Here is a 22909-nt window from a genome sequence, read left to right as displayed (position 1 = left end):
AATGAACAATGGCCGAGGCGGACCTTCATGATCTGGATGCCTTCGTCGCCGTCGCCCGGGCGCGCAGCTTTCGCGGCGCGGCGACCTTGCGCGGGGTATCAGCCTCGGCATTAAGCACGGCGCTGCGCCGGTTGGAGGGGCAGCTGGGGGTTCGCCTGCTCAACCGCACCACCCGCAGCGTGACGCCGACCGAGGCCGGCCAACGCCTGCTCGACCGGCTTGGTCCGGCCTTTGGCGAGATCGCCGGGGCGCTCGACGCGGTGGCCAGCCTTGGCGATCAGCCAAGCGGCACGCTGCGGCTGAATGTGCCCTCCATCGTCGCCCGCCACGTCCTGCCCGCCATCGCCGCCCGCTTTCTGATCGCCCATCCGGCGATCACCCTGGAGGTGACGACCAACGACAGCTTCATCGATGTGCTGGCCGCCGGCTTCGACGCCGGCATCCGCTATGACGAGCGGATCGAGCGCGACATGATCGCCGTCCCCCTCGGCCCGCGCATCCAGCGCTTCATCGCCGCCGGCGCCCCAAGTTATCTGGCGCGGCGGGGCGTTCCCGCCACCCCGCGCGCCTTGGTCGACCACGCCTGCATCCGCCACCGCTTCGCCAGTGGCGTTATCCTGCCCTGGGAATTCAGCCACCAAGGGCAGGTCCTGCGCATCGCGCCAAACGGACCGCTGGTGTCGACGAGCATCGATATCAGCATCGCCGCCGCGATCGCCGGTCTGGGCCTGATCTATACCTTCGAGGAGTATTTGAGGGCGCCGCTGGCGCGTGGCGAGCTGGTGGCGGTGCTCGCCGACTGGGGACAAAGCTTCTCCGGCCCCTTCGTCTATTTCCCCAGCCGTCGCCAGATGCCGGCGCCTTTGCGCGCCTTCATCGATTTTCTCAAGGATGACGCGAGAACCCCGCCATCACCCAGGGCCTAAAGACCACCACCCCCGGCACGTGGGCGCCGGGGGTGGTCGCAGAGGGGCAGGGGCGCATATTCTGCCCGATCGAAGGTTTGGTTTGGGTAAAGCCGCTCTATTGGGCAGTTCGGTCTAGAAACCGATGATGCCGGTGATCCAAAGCAGAATAACGATGAAGCCGGGAACGCCGACAAGCCATAAGATAAGGGGCATGGTTGTCTCCTTATGTTGGAGCATAGGACGCAACGCAGGCGCCTTACTATGCTTTCGCCCGTGACGGGGCGTGGGTTGTTTCCTGGGATCGCTTGGTTTCTTGCGGTCGTAAAAGCACAAACGCCAGCCATCCGTTCAGGTTCCCCGGCAATGCGGGGAGTGAACGATTTGGCTGGCGTTGCGAAACCAGGAAACGCCGCCGCCGAGGCGGCGCGGCCTTAGTCGCGGCCGTCCTTATGGCGCCACCAATGCATCATCAGCGGGGCGACGCCGGTGATCAGGCCGTGGAAGGGCAGGGGGCGGGGTTTGCCGCCATCGGGCAGGGCAAGCTGGGAAAACGGCGTTCCCGCCGCCGCCCGGGCCAGTTCGCGACCAACGGCGACGCCCAGCGCCAGACCCCGGCCGTTATAGCCGATGGCGGCGAAAATGCCCGGTTCCAGGCTGTAGAAGCGCGGATGGAAATCCGGGGTGAAATCAAGCTGACCATGCCAGCAGTAATCGATGGTCTGGCGGCCGGCCTGGGGGAAGACCTCGAGGATGCGGGCGATCACCCGGGCCTTGGCCTCGGTCGGATCGCTGGTGCGCGAGGTCAGGGTGCAGCCGCTGACCAGCCGGCCGTCGGCGGTCTTGCGAAAGAAATAAAGATCGCCATGGGTATCGGAGATGGCGACATCGGCGGGGATGACCTTGGCCAAAACCTCGGGCGGCAGGGGCTGGGTGCTCATCTGGAAATTGCGCACCGGCACGATGGAGCGTTCCAGGGTGGGCCACACCCCTTGACCATAGGCGCTGGTGGCGATGACCACGGCGCGGGCGGTGACGGCGCCACCCGGGGTGGCCACCCGCCAGTCGCTGCCCCGGCGGTCGATGCCGGTGACCGGCGAGGCCGTATAGACGGTGGCCCCGGCCTTCTGGGCGGCCCGCGCCAATCCCCGGGTCAGGGCCAGGGGGGTGACGTGCCCCCCGGTCGGGCAGAGCAGGCCGCCGGCCCAATAGTCGCTGCCGGTCAGCGCCGCGGTCTCGGCGCGATCGACCAGACGGCAGTCCAGGCCACGCGCCGTCCATTCCCGGTGGCGCTTCTGGCTGACCGTCAGGCGCGAGGGGCGGTGGGCCGGCTGCAGCCAGCCGTGCTGAACCGCCTCGCAGGCGATGGCGTGGCGGTCGATCAGATCGAAAACCAGGGCGGCCGATTCGCCGACCATGCGGGCAAGGCGTTCACCGGCCTCGCCCCATTTGGCCACCAGATCGCTGGGATCGGGCTTGGCCAGGGTCGGGATCACCTGACCGTTGTTGCGCCCCGATCCGCCGAAGCCGGCTTCCTCGGCCTCGACCACCGTCACCGTCAGCCCGGCCTCGGCGGCGTGAAGCGCCGTGGACAGACCGGTGACGCCGGCGCCGATCACCGCCAGGTCGGCGCGGGTCTCACCGGCCAGGGTCCGGGTTGGCGGGGCGCTTGGGGCGGTCGCCGCCCATAACGAGGGAGGCGTGGAAGAGGGGGAAGCGGGGGTAGGCGACGAACCAGACAATTTACGCCCCTTTGTTGTATAAGAGGGTTTCTATCTACAAGGCAGCCTCGGATATCGCGCCCGGCACGCTAGCAAGGGCTTGCGTTTCCGTCCAGCGGCGTTAGATCCTGGGGTTCCATGGGTCAGTAAACGACCGGCTTGTGGCGAGGGCGGGGCGGTCTGCGTTGTGCGATCCCCGATGATAGGGTTTCCCAGACGATGAAAGTCTTCGGCCGGATTGGCCCGTTTTGCGCCTTGCTCGCCATGCTCGGGCTTGGTCTCGTTTCCCCCTCGGCCGCCCGCGAGGATACGGGCGAGGGCGTTTCCCAGGAACCCGCCCTTCTTCTGGGCTACGAGTTGCCGCTGACCGGCGCCAATGCGGCCTATGGTCGGGTCTTCCAGGAGGCGGCCCGCTTGCAGCTTGATCGCTTCAACGCCGCCGGTGGCGTCGGCGGCAGGCCGGTCGACATCCTCTATGCCGATTCCCGCGATGACGCCGATCAGGCCCGCACCATCGCCCGCGCCTTCGTCGACGATCCGCGGGTTGTCGGCGTGCTGGGCGATTTCTCCTCGACCGTCTCGATGGCGGCGGGATCGATCTATGGCAAGGAAGGCATGCCCCAGCTGTCGCCGACCGCCGCCCATCCCGATTACATCAAGATCAGCCCCTGGCAGTTCCGCGCCATCACCACCCCGGCCTTCGAAGGCCCCAATAACGCCGCCTGGATGATCGGCGACGGCTTCACCAGCGTCGCCGTGATCGGTGTCACCACCGATTGGGGGCTTTCCTCGGCCCAGGCCTTCCGCAAGGCTTTCGAGCTGCGCGGCGGTGCGGTGGTGGTCAACGAAGAAGTCCCGCCGGGCAACCGCCGCTTTGATGACGTGATCGACGAGATCGAGGATGAGGCCCCCCAGGCGATCTATCTGGCCATGGCCTATGAAGACGCCGCCCCCTTTCTGCGGGCGCTGCGCGCCCGGGGCAGCGCCCTGCCGGTCTATGGATCAAGCGCGCTGTATTCGCCGAAATTCATCGATCTGGGGGGGCCGGCGGTCGAGGGGGTGCGCCTTGCCACCGCCTTCGTTCTCGGCGCGTCCGACCCGGTGGTGGTCGAGTTCGTCAGCGCCTATGAAACCCTTTACGGCGCCATTCCCACCCTGTTCGCCGCCCACGGCTATGACGCCGTCGGCATCATGCTGGCGGCGGTCGGCCGGGCCGGCCCCGAGGTGACGCGCGAGAGCCTGCGCGACGCCCTTGCCGCCACCGACCGCTACGCCGGGGTCACCGGGATCACCCGCTTTGATCCCGAAACCCGCGAAACCACCAAGATTCTGACCCGGCTGGTGGTGCGCGAGGGCGATTTCCGGGTTATCGACCGCTCTGATTTCTCGCCGGTTCTTCCCTGATCGGCCGTCGATCGCCAGTCAGAGCGTTTTCCCCCGTGGACGGAGGTCCAAGACGATCATGAGCATCAGTATTTTGGAACAACGGCGCATAGAAGCCGCTTTCGCCAAGGGCGTTTTCGACGAAATGGCCGCCCGCCTGGGCGAGGAGACCGCCCGCGAGATCCTGGGCGCGGCGGTCATTCGCATGGCGACGGCCCATGGCAAGGCCTCGGCCGCCGAAATCACCGCCCAGGGCCGTCCCGCCGACATGGAGGCCTTCGCCGATATCCTGCCGCGCTGGCAGGCCGGCGGCGCCCTGGAGTTCGATGTGGTCGAGCGCGGGGCCGAGGCGGTGTCCTTCGATGTCACCCGCTGCAAATACGCCGAGATGTACCGGGAGATGGGCGTCGAGAAGATCGGCGATCTGCTGTCGTGCAATCGCGATGCGACCTTCATCGAGGGCTTCAATCCCGATGCCACGATGGAACGGACCCAGACCATCATGAAGGGCGGACGCTGCTGCGATTTCCGCTATCACCTGAAGACGACCGATACGGAGAACGCGCAATGACCCCCGCCATCCCGCCCGCCATCGCGGCGCTGACCGGTGATATGAAAGCGTGGCGTCATCATCTGCACGCCCATCCCGAAACCGCCTTCGAAGAGCACGCCACCGCCGATTTCATCGCCGGGCTGCTCGACGACTTCGGGGTCGAGGTCCATCGCGGGCTGGCCGGAACCGGGGTGGTCGGGGTGATCGCCGGCAAACGGACGGGAAACCGCGCGATCGGGTTGCGCGCCGATATCGACGCCCTGCACGTCACCGAGGCCACCGGCCTGCCCCACGCCTCGGTCCATGCCGGGCGCATGCACGCCTGCGGCCATGACGGCCACACGGCGATGCTGCTGGGAGCGGCCAAGCATCTGGCCGCGACCCGCGATTTCGCCGGCAGGCTGATCCTCATCTTCCAGCCCGCCGAGGAAAACGAGGGCGGCGGCAAGGTGATGGTCGAAGAGGGCTTGTTCGACCGGTTCCCCGTGGATGCGGTCTATGGCATGCACAACTGGCCGGGGCTGGAGGAAGGCCACTTCGCCCTGCGCACCGGTCCGATCATGGCCGGCTATGACGTGTTCGAGATCACGCTTACCGGCAAGGGGGGCCATGCCGCCATGCCCCATCTCGGCACCGATCAGTTGGTGGCGGCCGGGCATCTGATGACCGCCTTGCAGTCGATCGTCGCCCGCTCGGTCAATCCGACCGAGGCGGCGGTGGTGTCGGTCACCCAGATGCACGGCGGCGACACCTGGAACGTCCTGCCCGCCAGCGTCGTGCTGCGTGGCACCGTGCGCACCTTCACCAAAGCCGTGCAGGATCTGATCGAGACGCGGATCACCGAGCTGTCGCGATCGATCGCCCAGGGCTTTGGCGCCGAGGCGGCGATCCATTACGAGCGGCGCTATCCCGCCACCGTCAACAGCCCCGAGGAAGCCGCCGTCGCCGCCCGCGTGGCCAGCGCCGTGGTCGGCGCCGACAAGGTGGACACCAATTGCCCGCAGACCATGGGGGCGGAGGATTTCGCCTTCATGCTGGGGGTCAAGCCGGGCGCCTATGTGCAGCTTGGCGCCGGCCCGGGGCGGGGCGGTTGCATGCTCCACAACCCCGGTTACGACTTCAACGACGCCCTTCTGGGCGTAGGGGCGAGCTATTGGGTGGGGCTGGTCCACGACCAACTGGCCGGCTAGGCTTCTCGCGAGCCTCGGCGGCGAGGGGGTTAGGCCCCCTCGCCGTCGGTGTTCTCGAAGTGGAGACGCACCTTGTCGATGCTGCGGCCCTGCATCGAGACGACCTCGACGACCAGATCGCCCTTGATCACCCGCTCGCCCTCGGTGGGCAGATGGCCGAGTTGCCAAAGAATGTATCCGGCCAGGGTGGAATAGCGATCGGCCTCGTCGACCAGATCGACGCCGATGATGTTGGAGATGCGGCGGATGTCGAGCCAGCCTTCGACCAGCCAGGATCCGTCCTCGCCGCGCTCCACGGTCACGTAATCCTCGTCCTCGTCGGGGAACTCGCCGGCGATGGCTTCCAGGATATCGGTCGGGGTGGCGATGCCTTCGAGCGAGCCGTATTCGTCAAGCACGACGGCGACCTGCAGCGGCGACTGGCGCAATTGCTCCATCAGCCGCAGAACCTTGACGCTTTCATGGACGACCAGCGGCTGGCGCACCGAGCGTTCCAGGTTGATCTGGCCCTCTTCCATCAGGTCGCGCATCAGGTCGCGGGCCAGGGCGACGCCGATGAACTGGTCGAGGCTGCCATGGGCGAGCAGGAAGCGCGAATGCCCCATCGACAGGATTTCGGCGCGCAGTTCATCCTTGGGGGAATCGAGGTCGAGCCAGTCGATATCGGGGCGCGGCGTCATGATCGACTTCACCGGCCGCTCGGCCAGGGTCAGCACCCCGTGGATCATGTCCTTTTCCTCGGGGGCGAAGATCTGCTTCACCGCCCCGCGGTCGGCGACGACATCGGCGGTTTCCCCCAGGCCCTGTTCGGCCGACCGGCCGCCGATCAGGCTAAGAACGGCATTGGCCGTGCGCTCGCGCAGGTCACTGGTGCTGGTGATGCGTTCGCGGTTGCGCCGGGCGACCTGATTGAAGGCCTCGATCAGGATCGAGAAGCCGATGGCGGCGTAGAGATACCCCTTGGGGATATGGAAGCCGAAGCCTTCGACGATCAGCGAGAAGCCGATCATCATCAAAAAGCCCAGGCAGAGGATCACCACGGTCGGATGGCGCGACACAAAAGCCATCAACGGCTTGGAGGCGGCCATCATCACCGCCATCGCCACGACCACGGCGATCATCATCACCGACAGATGGCTGATCATGCCAACGGCGGTGATCACCGAATCAAGCGAGAAGACGGCATCGAGAACGACGATCTGGACGATGACCTGCCAGAAGACGGCGTGAACCACCTTGCCTTCCTTGGGCCCCTCGGCGCCCTCCAGGCGCTCGTGCAGTTCCATCGTGCCCTTGAACATCAAGAACAGGCCGCCGATCAGCAAGATCAGGTCGCGTCCCGAAAAGCCGAAACCGTAAACGGTGAACAACGGCTGGGTCAGGGTGACGATCCACGAGATCGAGGCCAGCAGCCCAAGGCGCATGATCAGGGCCAGCGACAGGCCGAGCAGGCGGGCCTTGTTGCGCTGGGATGGCGGCAGCTTGTCGGCGAGAATCGCGATGAAGACGAGATTGTCGATCCCCAGAACGATCTCCAGCAGCACCAGGGTGGCCAAACCTACCCAGGCGGAGGGGTCAGCGATCCATTCGAACATCATCGGTTCTTTCCTGCGGCAAAGGCCCGCAACGAGCGGCCGCTCAGTTCATGAAAAGGCATTGGCGATAAGAAAGAAGGCACCTTTGATCACCGTATAGAAAACGCCCCAGACCAGGGCTACCGAAGCCACGGCGGTGACCAGACCGGCAATGACCCAGACCCCGTCGCGTTCCAGAATCCCCAGGGAAAAACAGCAGATGGCCAGGGCGGGCAACATGTTGCCCAAAGGGATGGGCAGCGCCAGCACGATCGCCAGCACCAGACAGACGAAGCCGACGATGTTTTCGGCCGGGGGGTGGGTCAGAATGGTCAAACGGGGGCTGAGCAGCTTTTCCGCCCGGTTCAGCCAGGGAACGGCGCGGGTGACGATCGCGGCGAAGTCGCCACGATTGATCGATCGCTCGGCGATCAGCTTGGGAAGCCAGGGCGATAATCCCACCGTCATCTGCGCGGCGAGGATGATCAGCGGCATCCCCAGAATGGCCGAGGTTCCGGGCGGCGTGGGCAAGACATTGGGAAGGGCGAACAACACCATCAGGGCGCCGAGGGTACGATCGCGCATCGAGGCGATCAGATCGGCGATGGAAATCCTCTCCCGGCTCGGATCCTCGGCGAGCCCGGTCAGAATTTCCGAGAGTCTGCGTCCATGTCGGCGGGGGACGGGATCCGGCGCATGGACGTCGATACTCGGAGGATCATCGGCGGGCATGAAACCGTTGTTCTCCACTGGGAGCGGATGGGAGGGCGCCAAGCCGCCGGAAGTCCGGTCTAACGTGGCGGCGAATGACGGGCAAGATAAGCATATGTGACCATCGGAGCAATCGCTACAAACGCCCGGACGGCGAGAAGGCGCCCGCATCGGCCCTTATCCGTCGTGAAGGACCGATTTCGGCAGGTCGGCATAGACCACCGATTGGCCCTTTCCCAGGCGTTTGGCCTGATACAGGGCGATATCGGCGTGGTGAAGGGCGCCTTCGATGTCGCAATGATCGTCGGGCCAGGCGGCGATGCCGATGCTGCAGCCGATTTTCGCCCGGACGCCGCCGGGCAAGGCGAAGGGACCATCGAGGGCGGTAAGGAGCCTTTCGGCGACCCGGATCGATTCCTGGCGCCAGCTTGAGGCCGAGGTGTTGACGATGACGACGAATTCATCGCCCCCCAGGCGTATCGCCATGTCGCCTTGGCGCAGGCAGTCGAGGATGCGGCCGGCGGCGGCCTTGAGCAGGTCGTCGCCCGCCCCGTGGCCGAGGGTGTCGTTGACCGCCTTGAAGCCGTCGAGATCAAGATACAGGAAGGCGATGGCGGCCTGGGCGTTGCTGAGGGCGGGAACGACGCGGTCGAGATAGGCGCCAAGGGCGGCGCGATTGGGCAGGCCGGTCAACAGGTCGTTATGGGCGAGCTTTTCCATCCGCCCCATGCGGCGGTCGGTGGCGGTCAGGGCATTGATCAGCAGGCGCAGGGATTCGGAAAGCCGTTCGATCTCCTTGCTGCCGGTCAGATGGGGCAGGGCCGCGCCCACCGCGCCGTCGCGCAGGCCGTCGGCGGCCTCGGTGATCCGTTTGAGCGGCCGGGCGATGGCGCCGGCGGTGATCCAGGCGATCGCCCCGAAGATTACCCCGCCCACCACCCCGGCCAGCAGCAGGGTGTGGCGCACCTCGGCCAAGGGAGCGAAAGCGATCTCGACGGGCTGACGGGCGAGGATTCGCCAGCCAAATCCGGCAAAGGCCTTGTAGCCCCTCTGGCGGGCATAGCCGGTCAGATAAACCTTGCCGTCGGGCCACGTCTCGATGGTCCAACCCTTGGGGCGGGTTTGGGAGTGGCGCAGGGCCTCGAGGTCGAGCGTCTTGGGTAGGGCGAGGCCTTCGGGACGCAGCAACACCGTTCCCGCATGATCAACGACCAAGAGCTCCAACCCCTGGCGACTGAGGGCGCTTTCAAGGGCCGCGTGTTCGAGTTCGCGGGCCCAGGCCCAGTCGATATGGGCGCTCAGCATGCCGACCACCGCGCCGGCGAGATCGGTCACGGGAAAGGTGATGTCGAGAAAGCGCATGGGTTCGGCGCCCGACGCCCCCAAAGCCTTGGCGAGCATCGGCGCCTCGTGGAGGTTGCCGGTGAAGGGACCCTGGATGCCTTGCTGAAACACCGCGCGTTGGCTGAAGTCGGCGCCCTCGAGCAGGCCATTGGTGCCGGCCCTGACGGTTCCCGTCGGATCGGTGAAGCCGATCCAGGTGAAATAGGGCACGGCCTCTTGCAAATCGTCGAGGGTATGGCGGATGGCGCGCGGATTCGAGGGATTGCGGAACAAGTCGAGGCTAGAGACGAAAGCGATTTCGGAAATCCGCGACATCATGCCGCGGTCGAACTTATCGGCCATGTTCGACGCAATGGACGATAACTGAACCCCGATGGCCTCTTCGCCCTTGGCTTCAAGGACGGTGTTGGAGGTCCAGACGAGAACGGTGCAGACAAGGGTAACCAACGAGCCGAAAACCAACCCGACCTGGGCGCGTAAGCTCCATGAGCCGAAAGCCATCAGCCGCCTTCCAAGAGTGTTTTTCGGCGGGCGTTGCCCGTGAAACCCATCTCGGAGAAGATAGCTTTAACATATCAGATGGTCTATGCCTATTTAGCGGTACCCCCGACCGCCTCCTCCTAATCCTTATAGAGCGAAAACGCTAGATCGGTGGCGGCCAGATCTTCGATCGCCGCGCCGACTGACTTGAACAAGGTGATCTCGCTTGCCGAGGTGCGGCCGGGATGATCGCCGCGCACAAGGTCGAACAGGTCGCCGCCGATGTCCTGGGTGGTCAGCGCGCCCGACGACATCGCCTGAACGATATCGCCGCCTTCATGGCAGGCCCCGGCCCGGGTATCGACGAAAACCGTGGCCCGGCGCATGGCCTCGTCGTCGCTTTCGCGCATCTCAGGGGTAAAGGCGCCGACCAGATCAAGGTGGCTGCCTTCGGCCAGCCACGCGCCATGGACCAACGGCTCGCGCGACAGCGTGGCGCAGGTGATGATATCGGCGCCGCGCACGGCGGTTTGAAGATCGGGGGCGACCTGGGGGGCGAAAGGCAGACGGTCGGCCAGATCTTCGCACAGATCGGCCGCCTTGGCCGGGTCGCGGGCCCAGATCCGAATCGTCTCGATCGAGGGGCTGGCGCAGAGATGGGCTTCGATCAGATTGGCGATCATCCGGCCGGCGCCGACGGCGACCAGCACGCGGGCGTCGCGTCGCGCCAGGAAGCGGGCGGCCAGGGCGCTGGTCGCCGCCGTCCGCCGCGCCGTCAATTCGCCGCCATCAAGAAGGGCGAGCGGCCGGCCGGTGCCGCCGTCGATGGCCAGCACGCTGGCGGCCACCGCCGGCAGGCCCCGCGCCCCGTTGCCCGGATGGACGGTGGCGACCTTGACCATGATGATGCGGCTTTCGGGCGGACCATCCAAAGCCCAGGCCGGCATCAACAGCAAGGTGGCCTCGGGCTCGCCGGGCAGGGTCATCGGGTGATGGTGGCGCACGGGGGCTTCGCAGCCGGCGGCGAAGCGGGCGCTCAGGGCGTCGATCAGGGCGGGCCAGGGCAGGCAGCGGCGGACGGCGTCGGCGTCGATCATGCGCATGGACAAAGGCACTCCCCGGTGAGGTCAGGTGAGTACCCTACCCCGGGAGGCCCCTAGGGGGAAACCGGCAAGACATCAGGGGGAAAGTCGCCCACCGGTTCCCGGATCCGGGGGAAGGGAGCCATCGCGTGGGGAGGAAGGGAGGCGACGGCTCTCACGGATCCAGGAAACCGTGGGCTAGCGCTCGCAGGGAATAGAGACGGTCCCCGTTCGGGTGGGAAAGGGGGGGCCGATCCGCATGCGAGACGTTTGGGAGTGATGCGAGATCTCTCGCGCTGGCCCCTTGGAAAGATCAGGCCAGGGATCTGCCAATCACGGCCGGACTATAGGTCTGGTCTTTTGGTACGACCCGCGAACCTTTCGCATTGCAGAGCTGCCCGCGCCGCATAGCCGGCGGAGGCGTCGCCCGCGCGCGCCCTCGCCGCCCGTCTGCGGGCTCGACAGAGCGGGGTCGCAAGCCCTAAACCATCCTCCGAAGTCTTCGCGGCTTGTTCCCATCGTCCCTCGCCCTTGTTCAGGAGCCCCCGTCATGCCCAGCACCCCCGGCGCGCCGCCTTCCTTCTGGCAGGTGGAAATCACCGTTCCCGAGGTCGTCGTCGCCCCGCTGGAAGGCGCTCTCGACGAGATCAGCGTCGCCTTGCTGTGTTTCGAGGTCGATGAGGCCCATCACATCTGGAAGATCCAGGCGCTGTGCGAGGATAAGCCCGATCCGGCCTTTCTTGCCGCCACCCTGGCCCTGGTGTCCACCGTCGCCGGGATCGAGGAGCCGTCGTTCGAGGTGATCCGCCTGGAAGGGCGCGACTGGCTGCGCGAGAACCTGATCACCTTCCCGCCGATTTCCGTCGGGCGCTTCTTCGTTCACGGATCCCACCACAAGGCCAAACTGCCCGCCGGCCGCTGGCCGCTGACCGTCGATGCCGCCACCGCCTTCGGGTCGGGCGATCATGACAGCACGCGCGGCTGTCTGACGGCGATCAACCTGCTGGCCAAGCGCCATCGCTACCGCAATATCCTGGATATGGGCTGCGGATCGGGAATTCTGTCGCTGGCGGCGGCGCGGGCCTTCGCCCGCCCGGTGCGCGCCGTCGATATCGATGTCGAAAGCGTCCGCGTCGCCCGCTTCAATGCCCATCTCAATGGTCTCGCGGCTTTTATCCGGGCCGAGCACGGCAATGGCGCGCGCGGTCGCACGGTGATCGAGGGCGGGCCTTACGATCTGATCCTGGCCAATATCCTGGCCCGCCCGCTTTGCGGCCTCGCCCGGCCGCTGGCCGGTCTGCTGGCCCCCAAGGGCAAGGTGGTGCTGGCGGGATTGCTTGACTGGCAGGAGGCCCAGGTGCTGTCGGCCTATCGTAGTCAGGGCTTGCGGCTGGTTCACCGCATCGCCTTCCGGCCGTGGACGACCCTGATCCTCGGCCGCTAACGCCGGGGTCGGCTTGCGGCGGCCGGTCCGTCGCGCCATGTCGAAGGCGGGCTTGCCAAGGACCCGGTGGGATAAGGCCCGGTGGGATAAGGAATAGGCTTGATGAATGACAGTTTCGACGGGCTCGATATCGATTCGATCACCCGCGATCTCGAAGGAATCGGCGGCGCCCTGTCGCCTGGGGATCTCGCCACCCTGGTCGCCGGCGCGGCGGCCGCTCCGGCGGCGGGCGGCGAGGGCTGGCTTGATCTGATCGGCGCCCCGGTCAATGCCCCCTTGCGCGGGGCGCTGGTCGATCTGCGCGCCCGCGCCGCCAAGGCCTTCGCCCATTCGCGCGTTCCGCTGCCCGAGCGCCTTGTCGCCGTGCGTCGGCGCATGGCCGAAGAAAACCTTGACGGGCTGATCGTTCCCCATGCCGACGAATACCAGAACGAGTTCATTCCCCTGCGCGCCGAACGATTGGCGTGGCTGACCGGCTTTTCCGGGTCGGCCGGAACAGCGGTGGTGCTGGCCGAGCGGGCGGCGATCTTCGTTGACGGGCGCTATACCCTGCAGGTGCGCGGCGAGGTCGATGCCGGAGCCTTTTCTTTTCATCACCTGATCGACGAGCCGCCGGCGCGCTGGCTGGAAACGGCGCTGCCGACGGGGGCTCGTCTGGGCTATGACCCCTGGCTGCATTCCCCGGCCGAACGCGACCGGCTGCGCGAGGCCTGCAAGCGGGCCGGCGCCCATCTGGTGGCGCTGGAGACCAACCTGCTCGATGCGGCGTGGAGCGATCAGCCGCCGACTCCGCTGTCGCCGGTGGTTCCCCATCCCGAAGGCTATTCGGGGCGCGGCGGGGCGGAAAAGCGCGAGGACATCGCCGAGGCGCTGACCAAGGACGGGCAAGACGCGGTGGTGCTGTCGGCCCCCGACAGCATCGCCTGGCTTTTCAATATTCGCGGCGGCGATGTGGCCTTCACCCCCTTGCCGCTGTCTTATGCCCTGCTTCACGGCGATGGATCGGCCGAGATTTTCGTCGATCCCCTGAAAGTCAGCGCCGGTCTCGCGGCCCATCTGGGCAATCGCGTGCGGCTTTCGCCGCCCAGCGCCCTGGCCCCGGCCTTGAGCGCGCTCGGCCGGCGCCATGCCAAGGTGCGGGTGGACTGGACGGCCACCCCCTCTTGGATCGTTGATCGTCTGGAGGAGGCCGGCGCGGCCATCGTCCGCGCCGCCGACCCCTGCGTGTTGCCCAAGGCGATCAAGAACGCCGTGGAATTGGAAGGTAGCCGCGCCGCCCATCGCCGCGATGGTCTGGCGATGGTGCGTTTCCTGCACTGGCTGTCCCAGGAAGCGCCCAAGGGGACTTTGAGCGAGCTGGCGGTGGCCGAGAAGCTGGGGCGCTTGCGCGCCGTCGATCCGCTGCTGCGCGGTCTGTCCTTCGGCACGATCTCGGCCGCCGGTCCCAACGCCGCCTTCTGCCACTACCATGCCTCGCCCGAAAGCGACCGGAGGCTGGTTCCCGGCAGCCTTTATCTGGTCGATAGCGGCGGGCAGTATCTTGATGGCACCACCGATATCACCCGCACCGTGGCCATCGGCACCCCCACCCCGGCGATGCGGCGGTGTTTCACCCTGGTGCTCAAGGGGCATCTGGCGCTCGGCCGCGCCCGCTTCCCCCAGGGAACGACCGGCCACCAGCTCGATGCCCTCGCCCGTCAGCCGCTGTGGGCCGAAGGGATGGATTACGACCATGGCACCGGTCACGGAGTGGGCAGTTTCCTCGGGGTTCACGAAGGCCCGGCGCGCATCAGCAAGGCCGCCAATGCCGTGCCGCTGGTTCCGGGGATGATCCTGTCCAACGAGCCCGGCTATTACCGCGAGGGCGAGTTCGGCATCCGCATCGAAACCCTGGTCGCCGTGCGCCCGGTCGATCCCGCGCCCGAGGCCGCCGACCGGGTCTTCCTGGAATTTGAAACCTTGACGGTGGTGCCGCTTGATCGGACGCTGATCGATGCCGCTTTGCTTGATATCTATGAGCGGGCCTGGGTCGACGCCTATCACGCCCGCGTCCGCGAGACCCATGCGCCGCTGCTTGATACCCCAGACGATCGGCCGGTTCTGGACTGGCTGATCGCGGCGACGGCGCCGCTCTAAGCGCTTTGCCAAGGCAGGCGGGCCCCGGGGAGACCGGAGCCCGCCGTCTTTGGATCAGGCGAAGATGCCGGCGCTGCCGGTCACCGCGCCATTCGACGTAGTGTTTCCGTAAGCCGTCAAGGTCCGACGCAATAACTCGGTGATCTTGGTGGCTTTTTCGGTCGCCACCGCGTCATCGGCCGCGCTCTGGGCGGTGGTTGCCGCCTGGGCGGTAGTCGAAGAGGCGTTTTGGTCCGCCGACGCGTTCTCGTCGGAGGCGTTATCGGCGCCTGATCCGGTTTCTACCGGGCGCGGCGGCGGGGCGGCCGCGGCGCGTTCCGAAGCGCTGACGACACCATCTTTGTTGGTGTCGAGACTATCGTAGGTCTCCTCTTCTTCGTCGCTCGACGAGGCGGCGGAAACGCCGCCACCACCACCACCGCCACCACCGCCACCGCCGCCAGCGGCGGACGCCTGGGTGGCCGTCGCCTGGGCCGTGGAGGCCCCGGCCTCGAATTCTTCGAGACTGATCGTGTTGTCGTCATCGCTGTCGAGCGTGTTGAACAGCTCTTTCAGCGTCGCCGGGGTGGTCGCGGTTTCCTCCTGGGCTTGAAGAAGGCTGCCGGAGGTCTGGCTGGCGAGGGAGGCCGAGGCGAAATTTTCCAGCTCTTCGAGCGAGATTTCGCCGCTGCTATCCGTATCAACCTGTTTGAACAGGTCCTCGGTCGACTGGCTATTCTTGCCGGTCGGCAAAGTTTGCCCCTTTGCGGTCAGTTCCTCCAACGAAACGCCACCGCTTGAATCGGTGTCGGTCTTTTGGAAAAGCTGGGCGCGGATCAGGGCGTAATCGGTCATCGACGTGCTGGAATAGCTCGTGTCGATGCTCATGATCCTTCTCCTGTGGGTGCAAGAAAACCGCTCCCGTCGCCGGGAACGGACCCGATGACGGTCATCGGGCACCCCGGACCATGCAAAGCGATACGCGGTCTGATTTTAAACGATCGTTTGAAATGCTAAGGTGATCGCCTGGACCATGGGATAGGAGGCGCCGGGCATGGAGACCAAGGATCGCATTCTCGAGGCGGCGGCCATCGAATTCGCCGAACGCGGCTTTCACGGCGCCACCATCGCCCTGATCATCCACCGCGCCGGGGTCAATCAGGCGGCGGTCAATTATCACTTCGGCGGCAAGGCCAAGCTCTATGCCGCGGTCATTCGCCGGGCGATGGGGCGGCTGCTCGATCTGCGTGGCGATCCCTTGACCAGTTGGCGCCAGACCGCCGATCCCCTTGAAGCGTTGGTCCGCGGTATGCTGTCCGAAAACCTGATCGCCAGCGAGGAACGCGATCGCATCCACCGCTTGTTCGTTTGGGAGGGGCTGCGGGCCAGCGGCGTCGCCGAGGTCGCGCCGGTGGTGATGATGGACCGCCATTTCCGCTCGGTCGCCGCCGTTCTGGCCGGCGAGATCGGCTGTGGCGAAAGCGATGACGAGGCGATGACCGATGCGATCTGGGTCATCGGTCAATGTCACGCCTTCGGCCGCGATCGGGCCTTGCGCTCGCATTTGCCCGCCGTGCCGCCGGAGGCCGAGGCGGCCTATTGCGATGCCCTGGTGTCGCGCCTGCTCCCCCGCATCCGCGCCGGGCTGGCCCTGACCCGCGCCGACCGGGCGGCGGGACGAAAAGTCCCTGGGGCGGCGGCTTAAGGGCGATGCGCGTGAAACAGGGGCTCCGCACATCGCCCTAAGATCGTCATCGTGAAGCAAATCGTCGTCGCGCTCTGGACCAAATCGCTCGGGATTTGCTCTCTAGATCACATCCGGCGTGGCTCCCTCCAGGCTTTCGACGATAAAGCGCCCCGCCGCCTCCACCGTGCGCTCGGGGACCTGCAGGTGGGGCATATGGCCGCAGCCGGGCAGCATCAGGGGCGTGGCCGGGCCGCCGGCCAGGGCGACAATGGTGGCGACCTGACGGGGGCTGCCATAGCTGTCGTCTTCGCCCTGGATGGCCAGCAGCGGGCAGCGGATGGCGGGCAGGCGGGCCGTCATCGACCAGTCGCGGAAGGCCGGCAGACGCCAGGTTTCCGCCCAGCCGCGAAAGGCGCCCTCGGTATTGGCGCCATGGTGGCGCGACAGGCGGTCGCGCAAATCGCCGTGGGTCCAGGCGTGGACGGCGGCGTCGATTCCGGCCAGGGTGATCTCTTCGACGAAAACATGGGCGGCGATGCTGACCACGGCCTTGGCCCGCGTGGGAAAGGCGGCGGCGAAGAGCAGGGCCAGGGTGGCGCCGTCGCTATGGCCGACCAGAACCGGTTGGTCGATCCCTAAGCGATCGAGCACGGCGGGCAGTACCCGCGTGGCTTCGTGATCGAGGTAAGCCAGGGGGCGCGGGCCGGGAACGATCGGGTCGGAGCCGCCAAATCCCTGGCGCTCGTAAAGAAAGCCGGGCAAGCCGGTGGCGGCGCAGAGCGCTTGGGGAAACGCCTTCCACTGGCCGATCGAGCCTAGCCCCTCGTGGAGGAAGACCAGCCGGGGTCCGGGACGATCGGGACCAAGATGGCGGGTGCGCAAGCGCACCCCCTCGAGGGTGATATCGCCATCGCGGATCGCCAAAAGCCCGGTCATGGGAGGGCGGTCCCTTGGTCCTTGCGGGCCTCGAGCAGGATCCGGGTTTGGACGATGACGTTGTTATGGCGCTTCTCGGCCTCGATCAACGCCTCGTGGGAAATCGCGCCGCTGCGGGCTTGGGACAGCCAGGGCTCCTCCAGGAAATGCTCGGTCTCGAGCACCGCGAAATCGATGCCGAGGATCAAGGCCAGCGGAGTGTTGCTGACCCCCGAGGCCTGCCAGTCGCGGTTCCTTTGGCGATCAAACAGCAACAATCCCTCGGGCGTGATCGGCCGGATATGGGTTGGATCATTGAGGAAGGAGCTGTGACGGGGATGGGGGACGAAAATGGTGATCTGCGCCCCTGGGCGGCAGATCCGCCAAAGCTCGCTCATGATGGCGAGGAAATTCGCCGGCGTCGGCCCCAGGTGTTCCAGCACATGGGAGAGCAAGATCTCCTCGGCGCTGTCATCGGCCCAGGGCCAGGGCACGGCTTCCAGATCGACCACCTGATCGGGGGCCAGCGTGGCTGCGCGGTCGACGTTCACCCAGCCGTCCATTCTGTGCGACCCGCACCCAAGGTTGAGTTTCATCGCGTCTCCTCCCGGGCCGAAACGGTTTCAAAATCGGCGGTCATCTCGGCGAGGCGCTCGGCGAAATCGCCCCGGCGGGTGTAATGGCGGATCACCGGATCAGTGACCTCGCAGAGCCCGGGCACGCTGTTCCATTCCCAGCCAAGCCAGCCGATATGGTCCATCACCGCCGGATCGGGCTGGTTGATGGCCGCGGAGTCGAGCAGGCGATGGTAGCCCATGAGTTCGATCACTGCGGCGTTTTCCCACCAGGGATGGGTCAGCCAGCGTTCGGCCTCCCACACCCGCTCCAGGAAATCGAGCGTCCAGGCCGAGCGTCGCAGCACCATGACCCCCGTATTGGGGATATCGAAGCGCACGGCCATGCCGGGCATCGGCTCGACCCATTGGTGATGGCAAGCGAGCAGCAGGTCCTTGTCGGCGGCGGTGGCGACGGCGCGAATATCGCTGTCGAGGCGGAGGATCAGGGCGTCGGCATCGACCCACAGCACCGTCTCGTAGGTTTGGCTGAGCAGGGCGCGGATCACCGCGATCTTGTTCCAGGCCGGCGGGCGGCCCGACGATAATTTGCGTTCGACATGGCAGGCGAAGCCATACTGGGCGGCATAGGCGCGCAGGCGTTCGGCCGCGCGATCTCCCATCGCGGCGAAGCCGTCATCATAGGCGGTCACGACGATCAGCGAGCGGTCGGCCATGGGGCATCCTTGGCAAGGGGGGAAGACGACGACGCCCGGTCGATGGCGTCGCAGAGGACATCGGACAGGGCGGCGCCCGGCCGGCGATCGGTGAACAGGGCGTTTTTGGCGGCGGTCGCCCGCTTGACCAAGCCGACCCGCCAAGCGGGATCGCGGATCAGGCGCTCGGCCAGATCAACATAGTCTTCGCGGTCGCGGGCGATGGTCTCGTCAATGCCAAGGGCCGTCAGGATCGCCGCCGAATGGCGCGCCCACAGCGTGGTGCCGGGCAGGGTGAGGATGGGCAGGCCGCAATGGATGGCCTCGAAGGTGGTGTTGCCCCCCGACCACGCCGGGGTGTCAAGGAACAGATCTCCGGCCAGATTGAGCCGCCGATAGGCTTCAAGCGGCATCGGCGGGCGCATCAGGATACGCCCCTCGGGATCGACCCCCTGGGCGCGGAAGGCATCGTCCAGGCGCTGGCGCAGGATGGTTCCGGGGATGGGGAAGCGCGAATCGATCAGGGCGAAGCGGGCCTCGGGCAGGCGGGCGGCGATGGCGGCGAGCAAGGCGTCGTCGGCCGGGGCGTATTTGGGGTGGGTCTGCAAGCTGAGCAACAGCGGGGTGGCCTCGTCGAGCCCCAGGGCGGCGCGGGTTTCGCGGCGCGCCTGCTCGCGGTCGTCCACCGAAAAGGCCGGGCTGTAGCGGATCGACAGCCCGGGCAGGCGGACGAGGCGTTCGCTGTAGGCCGCTTCGCCGCCCTCGGGTTCCATCAGATCGCTTGAAAGAAACAGATCGAGGGTCGGCAAGCCGCTGCTGGCGGGATGCCCCCAGGCCACCGCCTGCACCGGGGCCAGCCGCAGGGCGGCCAGCCGCAGGGTATCGTTGTTCATGCCCAGTTCGGGATAGACGATGGCGTGGGGGGCGAGATCGCCCAGCACGGCGCGCGCCGCCATGCCGCCGCGCGGCAGGTGGTGGAAGCGGTCGGCCAGGGCGGCGATCGCCGCCGTCTCCTCGTCGGCCCGCTCGTCGAGATGAAGGACGCTGACGTGGAAGCGGTCGCGGTCGAGGTCTTCGATCCAGGCCTTGAACAGCTTGCAAACCGTATGGGCGCGAAAGAAGGCGCTGACGAAAGCCACCCGCTTGCGGTCATCGCCGCGCGGGCCGCTGTGGGCAGGCGAAGAGGCCGCCACAGGATGGCGGGCGGCCCAATCGGCCTGGGCCGCGCATAAGGTGGCGCCGATCCGCCGCTGGGCGTCGAGATCAAGCGGCCCGTGATAGGGGGCGTAGAAGGGATAGCCGATCAGCAGCGGATCGACGCTCGACAGGCGCTCGGGGGGCAGGCGCGCCAGATCACGGGCGGCGCGCCGGTGCTCGGCCAGGGCTTCGGCGCGGGCGGCCTCGGTCGCATAAACCGGCTGCAGCGGATAGAGCATGCTTTGCCAGAGGGCGGTGGGATGGCTGGGGTCGAGGACCAGGGCCCGCCGCAGCGGCACCAGGGCGCCGGGGAAATCGCCGCTCCACCACAAAGCCGTGGCCAGGGCCGACAGCGCGTCGGGATGGTCGGGCAGGCGGGCACAGACCCGCCGCGAGTCTTCGACCCAGACGCCGTGGCGGCCAAGAACGCGCAGGCAGCGTCCGACGCGCTCCAAGGCATCGAGCAAGGCCTCGGGCGTGGCGGCGGCGGGGGGGGCAAGCAAACGGTCGAGAAGGGCGCGGGCGGGGGCGAGCGCCTCCCCCGGGCGGCCGAGGGTGAGCAAGGCGTCGGCGAGAACGGCCTGGGCGGTGGCGTCGTCGGGATGGCGGGCCAGAACCTGGCCGGCCACCTCGGCGGCGTCGCGCGGGCGCCGCGCCCGTTCCAGGACCCGGGCCTTCTGGGTAAGCAAGGCGCAGTCCCCGGGGGAGTGTTCCAGGGCCCGCTCAAGGGTGGCGAGCGCTTCGTCAAAGCGGCCGAGTTGGCGCAGGGCGAGCGCCCGGTCATGGGCAAGACCGGCGAGCGGCGCCTGGGCGCGCTCGGTCGCCCGATCGAGGGCGAGCAAGGCGTCGGCGGGCTCGCCAAGGGCCAGATGAACGCGGCCCAGGCCATGCCACCCCCGGGCATCGGCCGGGGTCGTCGCCGCGAGGTGGTCGAAGGCGGCGCGGGCCTGGGAAGCGTCGTTCTCCGCCAGGGCAATGGCGCCTTGGGCCGCCAGCAGGTCGGGGTGGTCGGGGGCGAGGGCGAGGGCGTTTCGACAGGCTTCGAGGGCGCCCGGACGATCGCCCCCCTCGTCGAGGCGCAGGCACCATAAAAAGGCCGCCCGCGCAGCGACGGGAAGGGGAGGGGAGACGGGAAGAGGGGGGGGCGCGTTCTGCGACATGGGGGCGATCCGTTCAAGATCGGAAGGGGCGACACCGCGACCGGGCCCGAAGGGATCGGCGCGATGGGGAGGAAAGCCAAAGGCGAAGGACCTATAGACTTCTGGCCTATGGACCAGCGATTGACAAGGGGAAGGGTGACGCGTAGCTTTACATCAGCTGGTCACGCAGGGATGCAAACGGCAGGAATGCCCGCTTGTCCCGCAAGCCGTGGGACCCGTCGCAAGGCGGGCCAGTCGCCGATGACAAGAACGTCACCCGCAGCGATCCTAGAAAGGGATTGATACTATGGCCGACAACATTACGCTTTCTTCCTCCACGCGTTCGAACCTGCTGGCGCTGACCCGGACCACCGATTTGATCGGTAGGACCCAGGATCGTCTGTCCACCGGCAAGGCCGTGAACAGCGCCATCGACGACGCGCTGTCGTTCTTCAAAGCCCGTAACCTCAATAGCCGCGCCACCGATCTTGCCACCATCAAGAACGGCATCAGCGAAGGCATCCAGGTTCTGAAGACGGCGACCGACGCCCTTGAGAATGTCGAAGACGTCCTGAAGCAGATGAAGGCCATCGCCGCCTCGGCGAAAGCTACGGCCAGTGCCGACTCGACCACCCGCGCCAAGCTGTCGAGCCAGTTCAACGAACTGCGCAGCCAGATCGACCATCTGACCAATGACGCTAACTACGGCGGCGTGAACCTGATCAAGTCGGGCGCCGATACCCTGACCGTCAAGTTCTCGGAATCGCCCTCGGCCTCCGACCGCAAGCTGGTCATCAAGGGCATCGCCTCGAACGTGGACGGCACCTCGGGCATCAGCGTCTCTTCGGCGCAGAATGCCGCGGCGGGTTGGGCCGATACCACCGTTTCGGTCTATGGCGGCGTCATCGACAACGCGATCAACCAAATCGACTCGGCCCTGACCACGGTTCGTGACTCGGCTCAGACCTTTGGTACCAACGCGTCGATGCTTCAGATCCGCGAGGATTTCACCTCCACTCTGATCAACACTCTGGAAGGTGGCGCCGCGGACCTGGTCAACGCCGATCTGAACAAGGAATCGGCCAACATGCTGTCGTTGAAGACCCGCCAGCAGCTCGGCACGATCTCTCTCTCGATCGCTCAGCAGTCCGAACAGGCCGTTCTGCGTCTGTTCTAAGGTCTCCGCCGACGACGAAGACGAACGGGAACGGCGGTCGGGTGTCCGACCGCCGTTTTCCTTCAAAGGGATCAAGCATACCACGGACCATTCCGGGCGGAGCGGCGCGCATACGCCTTTCGTCTTTGCGAAGGCGGGGGTTTCGTCGATAATCCCCTTAACCGGCTGCGGCCGGATAGTCCCGGGCGTAACCGCTGAGTGGTTCGCCCTTCAAGGGCTACGGTTTCCCTTCGTCATGGTCAATGGTTCATGCCCCTTAAGGTCACGCTCAAGCCCAACGAGAAGATCCTGGTCGGAACGGCGGTCATCGCCAACGGACCCAATAAAGCCGAACTGGTGATTCTCAATCGCGTACCGGTTTTGCGGCAGAAGGATATCGTTACCGAGGACCAAGCGGATACGGTTGCCAAGAAGCTGTATTTCGCCATCCTCAACATGTATGTCGCCCCAGAAAAGGAGCGAGATTTCCATAACCTTTACTTTCTTCTGCTAAGACAGCTTATCTTGCTGCCTCTGGAACCTCGGGCGATCGATCTTATGCATGAGGTTTCGGAATGCATCATCAGTGGCGATCACTATCGGGCGCTTAAGGTCTGCCGAAAACTCATCGATTACGAAGCGGAGGTTTTGAGACATGGTGAAGGATCCGATCCGGGCCTATCAGCAAAGCCAGAAGTCGACTCTCACACCCCGTGAGGTCGAGGCGATGGCCTTTACTAAGGCGGCAGTGATGCTGGAGGAGGCCCGGACCAAGCCCAACGATAAGACCGCGTTCTCCCAGGCCCTGCGCTTCAATCACCTGTTGTGGACGATCATTCAGGCCGACATCACCGAGCCGGCCAATACCCTGCCGCCCGAGTTGAAAGCCAATATCATGAGTCTGTCGTTGTTCGTCGACCGCCAGACCACGGCTTCGCTGCGTTCGGGTGAGGTGGGCGAGTTGGAAATCCTGATCAGCATCAATCGCAATCTTGCCGCGGGTCTGCGCGCGGCCCCCGAACAGCAATCGACGGCGGGCTGAA

20 protein-coding genes are annotated in these 22909 nt (G+C 66.3%); 10 read left to right on the top strand and 10 right to left on the bottom strand.

Going from position 1 to position 22909, the window contains the following annotated elements; genetic code table 11:
* Positions 1-8: 8 nt before the first annotated feature.
* The gene (locus RRU_RS14830; RefSeq protein ID WP_011390625.1) at positions 9-926 is read left to right on the top strand and encodes a LysR family transcriptional regulator; all 918 of its coding nucleotides are present in this window, start codon (positions 9-11) and stop codon (positions 924-926) included.
* A gap of 413 nt (positions 927-1339) precedes the next feature.
* On the opposite strand, the gene RRU_RS14825 is transcribed toward RRU_RS14830, so the two are convergent.
* On the bottom strand, positions 1340-2647 hold the full coding sequence (locus RRU_RS14825; protein ID WP_011390624.1) for an NAD(P)/FAD-dependent oxidoreductase: 1308 nt from the start codon (positions 2645-2647) through the stop codon (positions 1340-1342).
* 198 nt (positions 2648-2845) lie between these two features.
* Between RRU_RS14825 and RRU_RS14820 the strand changes: the two genes are divergently transcribed.
* From RRU_RS14820 to RRU_RS14810, 3 genes are read left to right on the top strand one after another with little or no spacing between them, the layout of a single operon-like run.
* Positions 2846-4030: an ABC transporter substrate-binding protein gene (locus tag RRU_RS14820; RefSeq protein WP_011390623.1), complete on the top strand. Its 1185-nt coding sequence runs from the start codon at positions 2846-2848 to the stop codon at positions 4028-4030.
* A gap of 58 nt (positions 4031-4088) precedes the next feature.
* Positions 4089-4580 carry an L-2-amino-thiazoline-4-carboxylic acid hydrolase gene (locus tag RRU_RS14815; RefSeq protein WP_011390622.1) on the top strand — a complete coding sequence of 164 codons (492 nt, stop codon included), beginning with the start codon at positions 4089-4091 and terminating at the stop codon, positions 4578-4580.
* Positions 4577-5752 (top strand): M20 aminoacylase family protein, encoded by a 1176-nt coding sequence (locus RRU_RS14810; protein ID WP_011390621.1) that lies wholly within the window; start codon positions 4577-4579, stop codon positions 5750-5752. The genes RRU_RS14815 and RRU_RS14810 overlap by 4 nt, the downstream gene beginning before the upstream one ends.
* A 29-nt stretch (positions 5753-5781) precedes the next feature.
* On the opposite strand, the gene RRU_RS20190 is transcribed toward RRU_RS14810, so the two are convergent.
* The 4 genes from RRU_RS20190 to RRU_RS14790 form a co-directional block, all read right to left on the bottom strand.
* The gene (locus tag RRU_RS20190) at positions 5782-7350 is read right to left on the bottom strand and encodes a TerC family protein (protein WP_011390497.1); all 1569 of its coding nucleotides are present in this window, start codon (positions 7348-7350) and stop codon (positions 5782-5784) included.
* A gap of 45 nt (positions 7351-7395) precedes the next feature.
* On the bottom strand, positions 7396-8058 hold the full coding sequence (locus RRU_RS14800; protein ID WP_011390496.1) for an exopolysaccharide biosynthesis protein: 663 nt from the start codon (positions 8056-8058) through the stop codon (positions 7396-7398).
* Between the two features lie 156 nt (positions 8059-8214).
* Entirely contained in the window at positions 8215-9882 is a 1668-nt protein-coding gene (locus RRU_RS14795) for a diguanylate cyclase domain-containing protein (RefSeq protein WP_011390495.1), read from the bottom strand.
* Between the two features lie 119 nt (positions 9883-10001).
* Positions 10002-10964, bottom strand: coding sequence for an ornithine cyclodeaminase family protein (locus RRU_RS14790; RefSeq protein WP_011390494.1), 963 nt, complete (start codon positions 10962-10964; stop codon positions 10002-10004).
* A gap of 529 nt (positions 10965-11493) precedes the next feature.
* Here RRU_RS14790 and RRU_RS14785 point away from each other — a divergent pair.
* Together RRU_RS14785 and RRU_RS14780 are read left to right on the top strand one after the other, a co-directional pair.
* The gene (locus tag RRU_RS14785; protein ID WP_011390493.1) at positions 11494-12387 is read left to right on the top strand and encodes a 50S ribosomal protein L11 methyltransferase; all 894 of its coding nucleotides are present in this window, start codon (positions 11494-11496) and stop codon (positions 12385-12387) included.
* 102 nt (positions 12388-12489) lie between these two features.
* Complete coding sequence (locus tag RRU_RS14780) at positions 12490-14523, top strand: aminopeptidase P family protein (RefSeq protein WP_011390492.1); 2034 nt, start codon at positions 12490-12492, stop codon at positions 14521-14523.
* A 54-nt stretch (positions 14524-14577) separates the two neighbouring features.
* Here the strand turns inward: RRU_RS14780 and RRU_RS14775 are convergent, their stop codons facing one another.
* Entirely contained in the window at positions 14578-15390 is an 813-nt protein-coding gene (locus RRU_RS14775; RefSeq protein WP_011390491.1) for an EF-hand domain-containing protein, read from the bottom strand.
* A 166-nt stretch (positions 15391-15556) separates the two neighbouring features.
* Between RRU_RS14775 and RRU_RS14770 the strand changes: the two genes are divergently transcribed.
* The gene (locus RRU_RS14770; protein WP_011390490.1) at positions 15557-16207 is read left to right on the top strand and encodes a TetR/AcrR family transcriptional regulator; all 651 of its coding nucleotides are present in this window, start codon (positions 15557-15559) and stop codon (positions 16205-16207) included.
* A gap of 102 nt (positions 16208-16309) precedes the next feature.
* Here the strand turns inward: RRU_RS14770 and RRU_RS14765 are convergent, their stop codons facing one another.
* The 4 genes from RRU_RS14765 to RRU_RS14750 are packed head-to-tail and all read right to left on the bottom strand — an operon-like array spanning position 16310 to position 20731.
* Entirely contained in the window at positions 16310-17125 is an 816-nt protein-coding gene (locus RRU_RS14765; protein WP_011390489.1) for an alpha/beta fold hydrolase, read from the bottom strand.
* A complete protein-coding gene (locus RRU_RS14760; RefSeq protein WP_193384992.1) occupies positions 17122-17655 on the bottom strand; it encodes a hypothetical protein in 534 nt (177 codons plus the stop codon). Before RRU_RS14760 ends, RRU_RS14765 begins: the two co-directional genes overlap by 4 nt.
* A 41-nt stretch (positions 17656-17696) precedes the next feature.
* A complete protein-coding gene (locus RRU_RS14755; protein WP_014626464.1) occupies positions 17697-18395 on the bottom strand; it encodes a hypothetical protein in 699 nt (232 codons plus the stop codon).
* The gene (locus RRU_RS14750) at positions 18377-20731 is read right to left on the bottom strand and encodes a tetratricopeptide repeat protein (protein WP_011390486.1); all 2355 of its coding nucleotides are present in this window, start codon (positions 20729-20731) and stop codon (positions 18377-18379) included. Before RRU_RS14750 ends, RRU_RS14755 begins: the two co-directional genes overlap by 19 nt.
* 286 nt (positions 20732-21017) lie before the next feature.
* Between RRU_RS14750 and RRU_RS14745 the strand changes: the two genes are divergently transcribed.
* The 3 genes from RRU_RS14745 (at position 21018) to flaF (ending at position 22908) form a co-directional block, all read left to right on the top strand.
* Entirely contained in the window at positions 21018-21887 is an 870-nt protein-coding gene (locus RRU_RS14745; RefSeq protein WP_011390485.1) for a flagellin, read from the top strand.
* A 249-nt stretch (positions 21888-22136) separates the two neighbouring features.
* Positions 22137-22583, top strand: a complete 447-nt coding sequence (locus RRU_RS14740; protein ID WP_011390484.1) for a flagellar biosynthesis repressor FlbT — start codon at positions 22137-22139, stop codon at positions 22581-22583.
* A complete protein-coding gene (flaF, locus tag RRU_RS14735; RefSeq protein WP_014626463.1) occupies positions 22522-22908 on the top strand; it encodes a flagellar biosynthesis regulator FlaF in 387 nt (128 codons plus the stop codon). The genes RRU_RS14740 and flaF overlap by 62 nt, the downstream gene beginning before the upstream one ends.
* Position 22909: the final 1 nt, after the last annotated feature.

The organism is Rhodospirillum rubrum ATCC 11170, from assembly GCF_000013085.1.
Classification (GTDB): domain Bacteria; phylum Pseudomonadota; class Alphaproteobacteria; order Rhodospirillales; family Rhodospirillaceae; genus Rhodospirillum; species Rhodospirillum rubrum.
The sequence above is the reverse complement of the archived record's forward strand: the minus strand, read 5'-3'. Positions and strand labels throughout refer to the sequence as shown.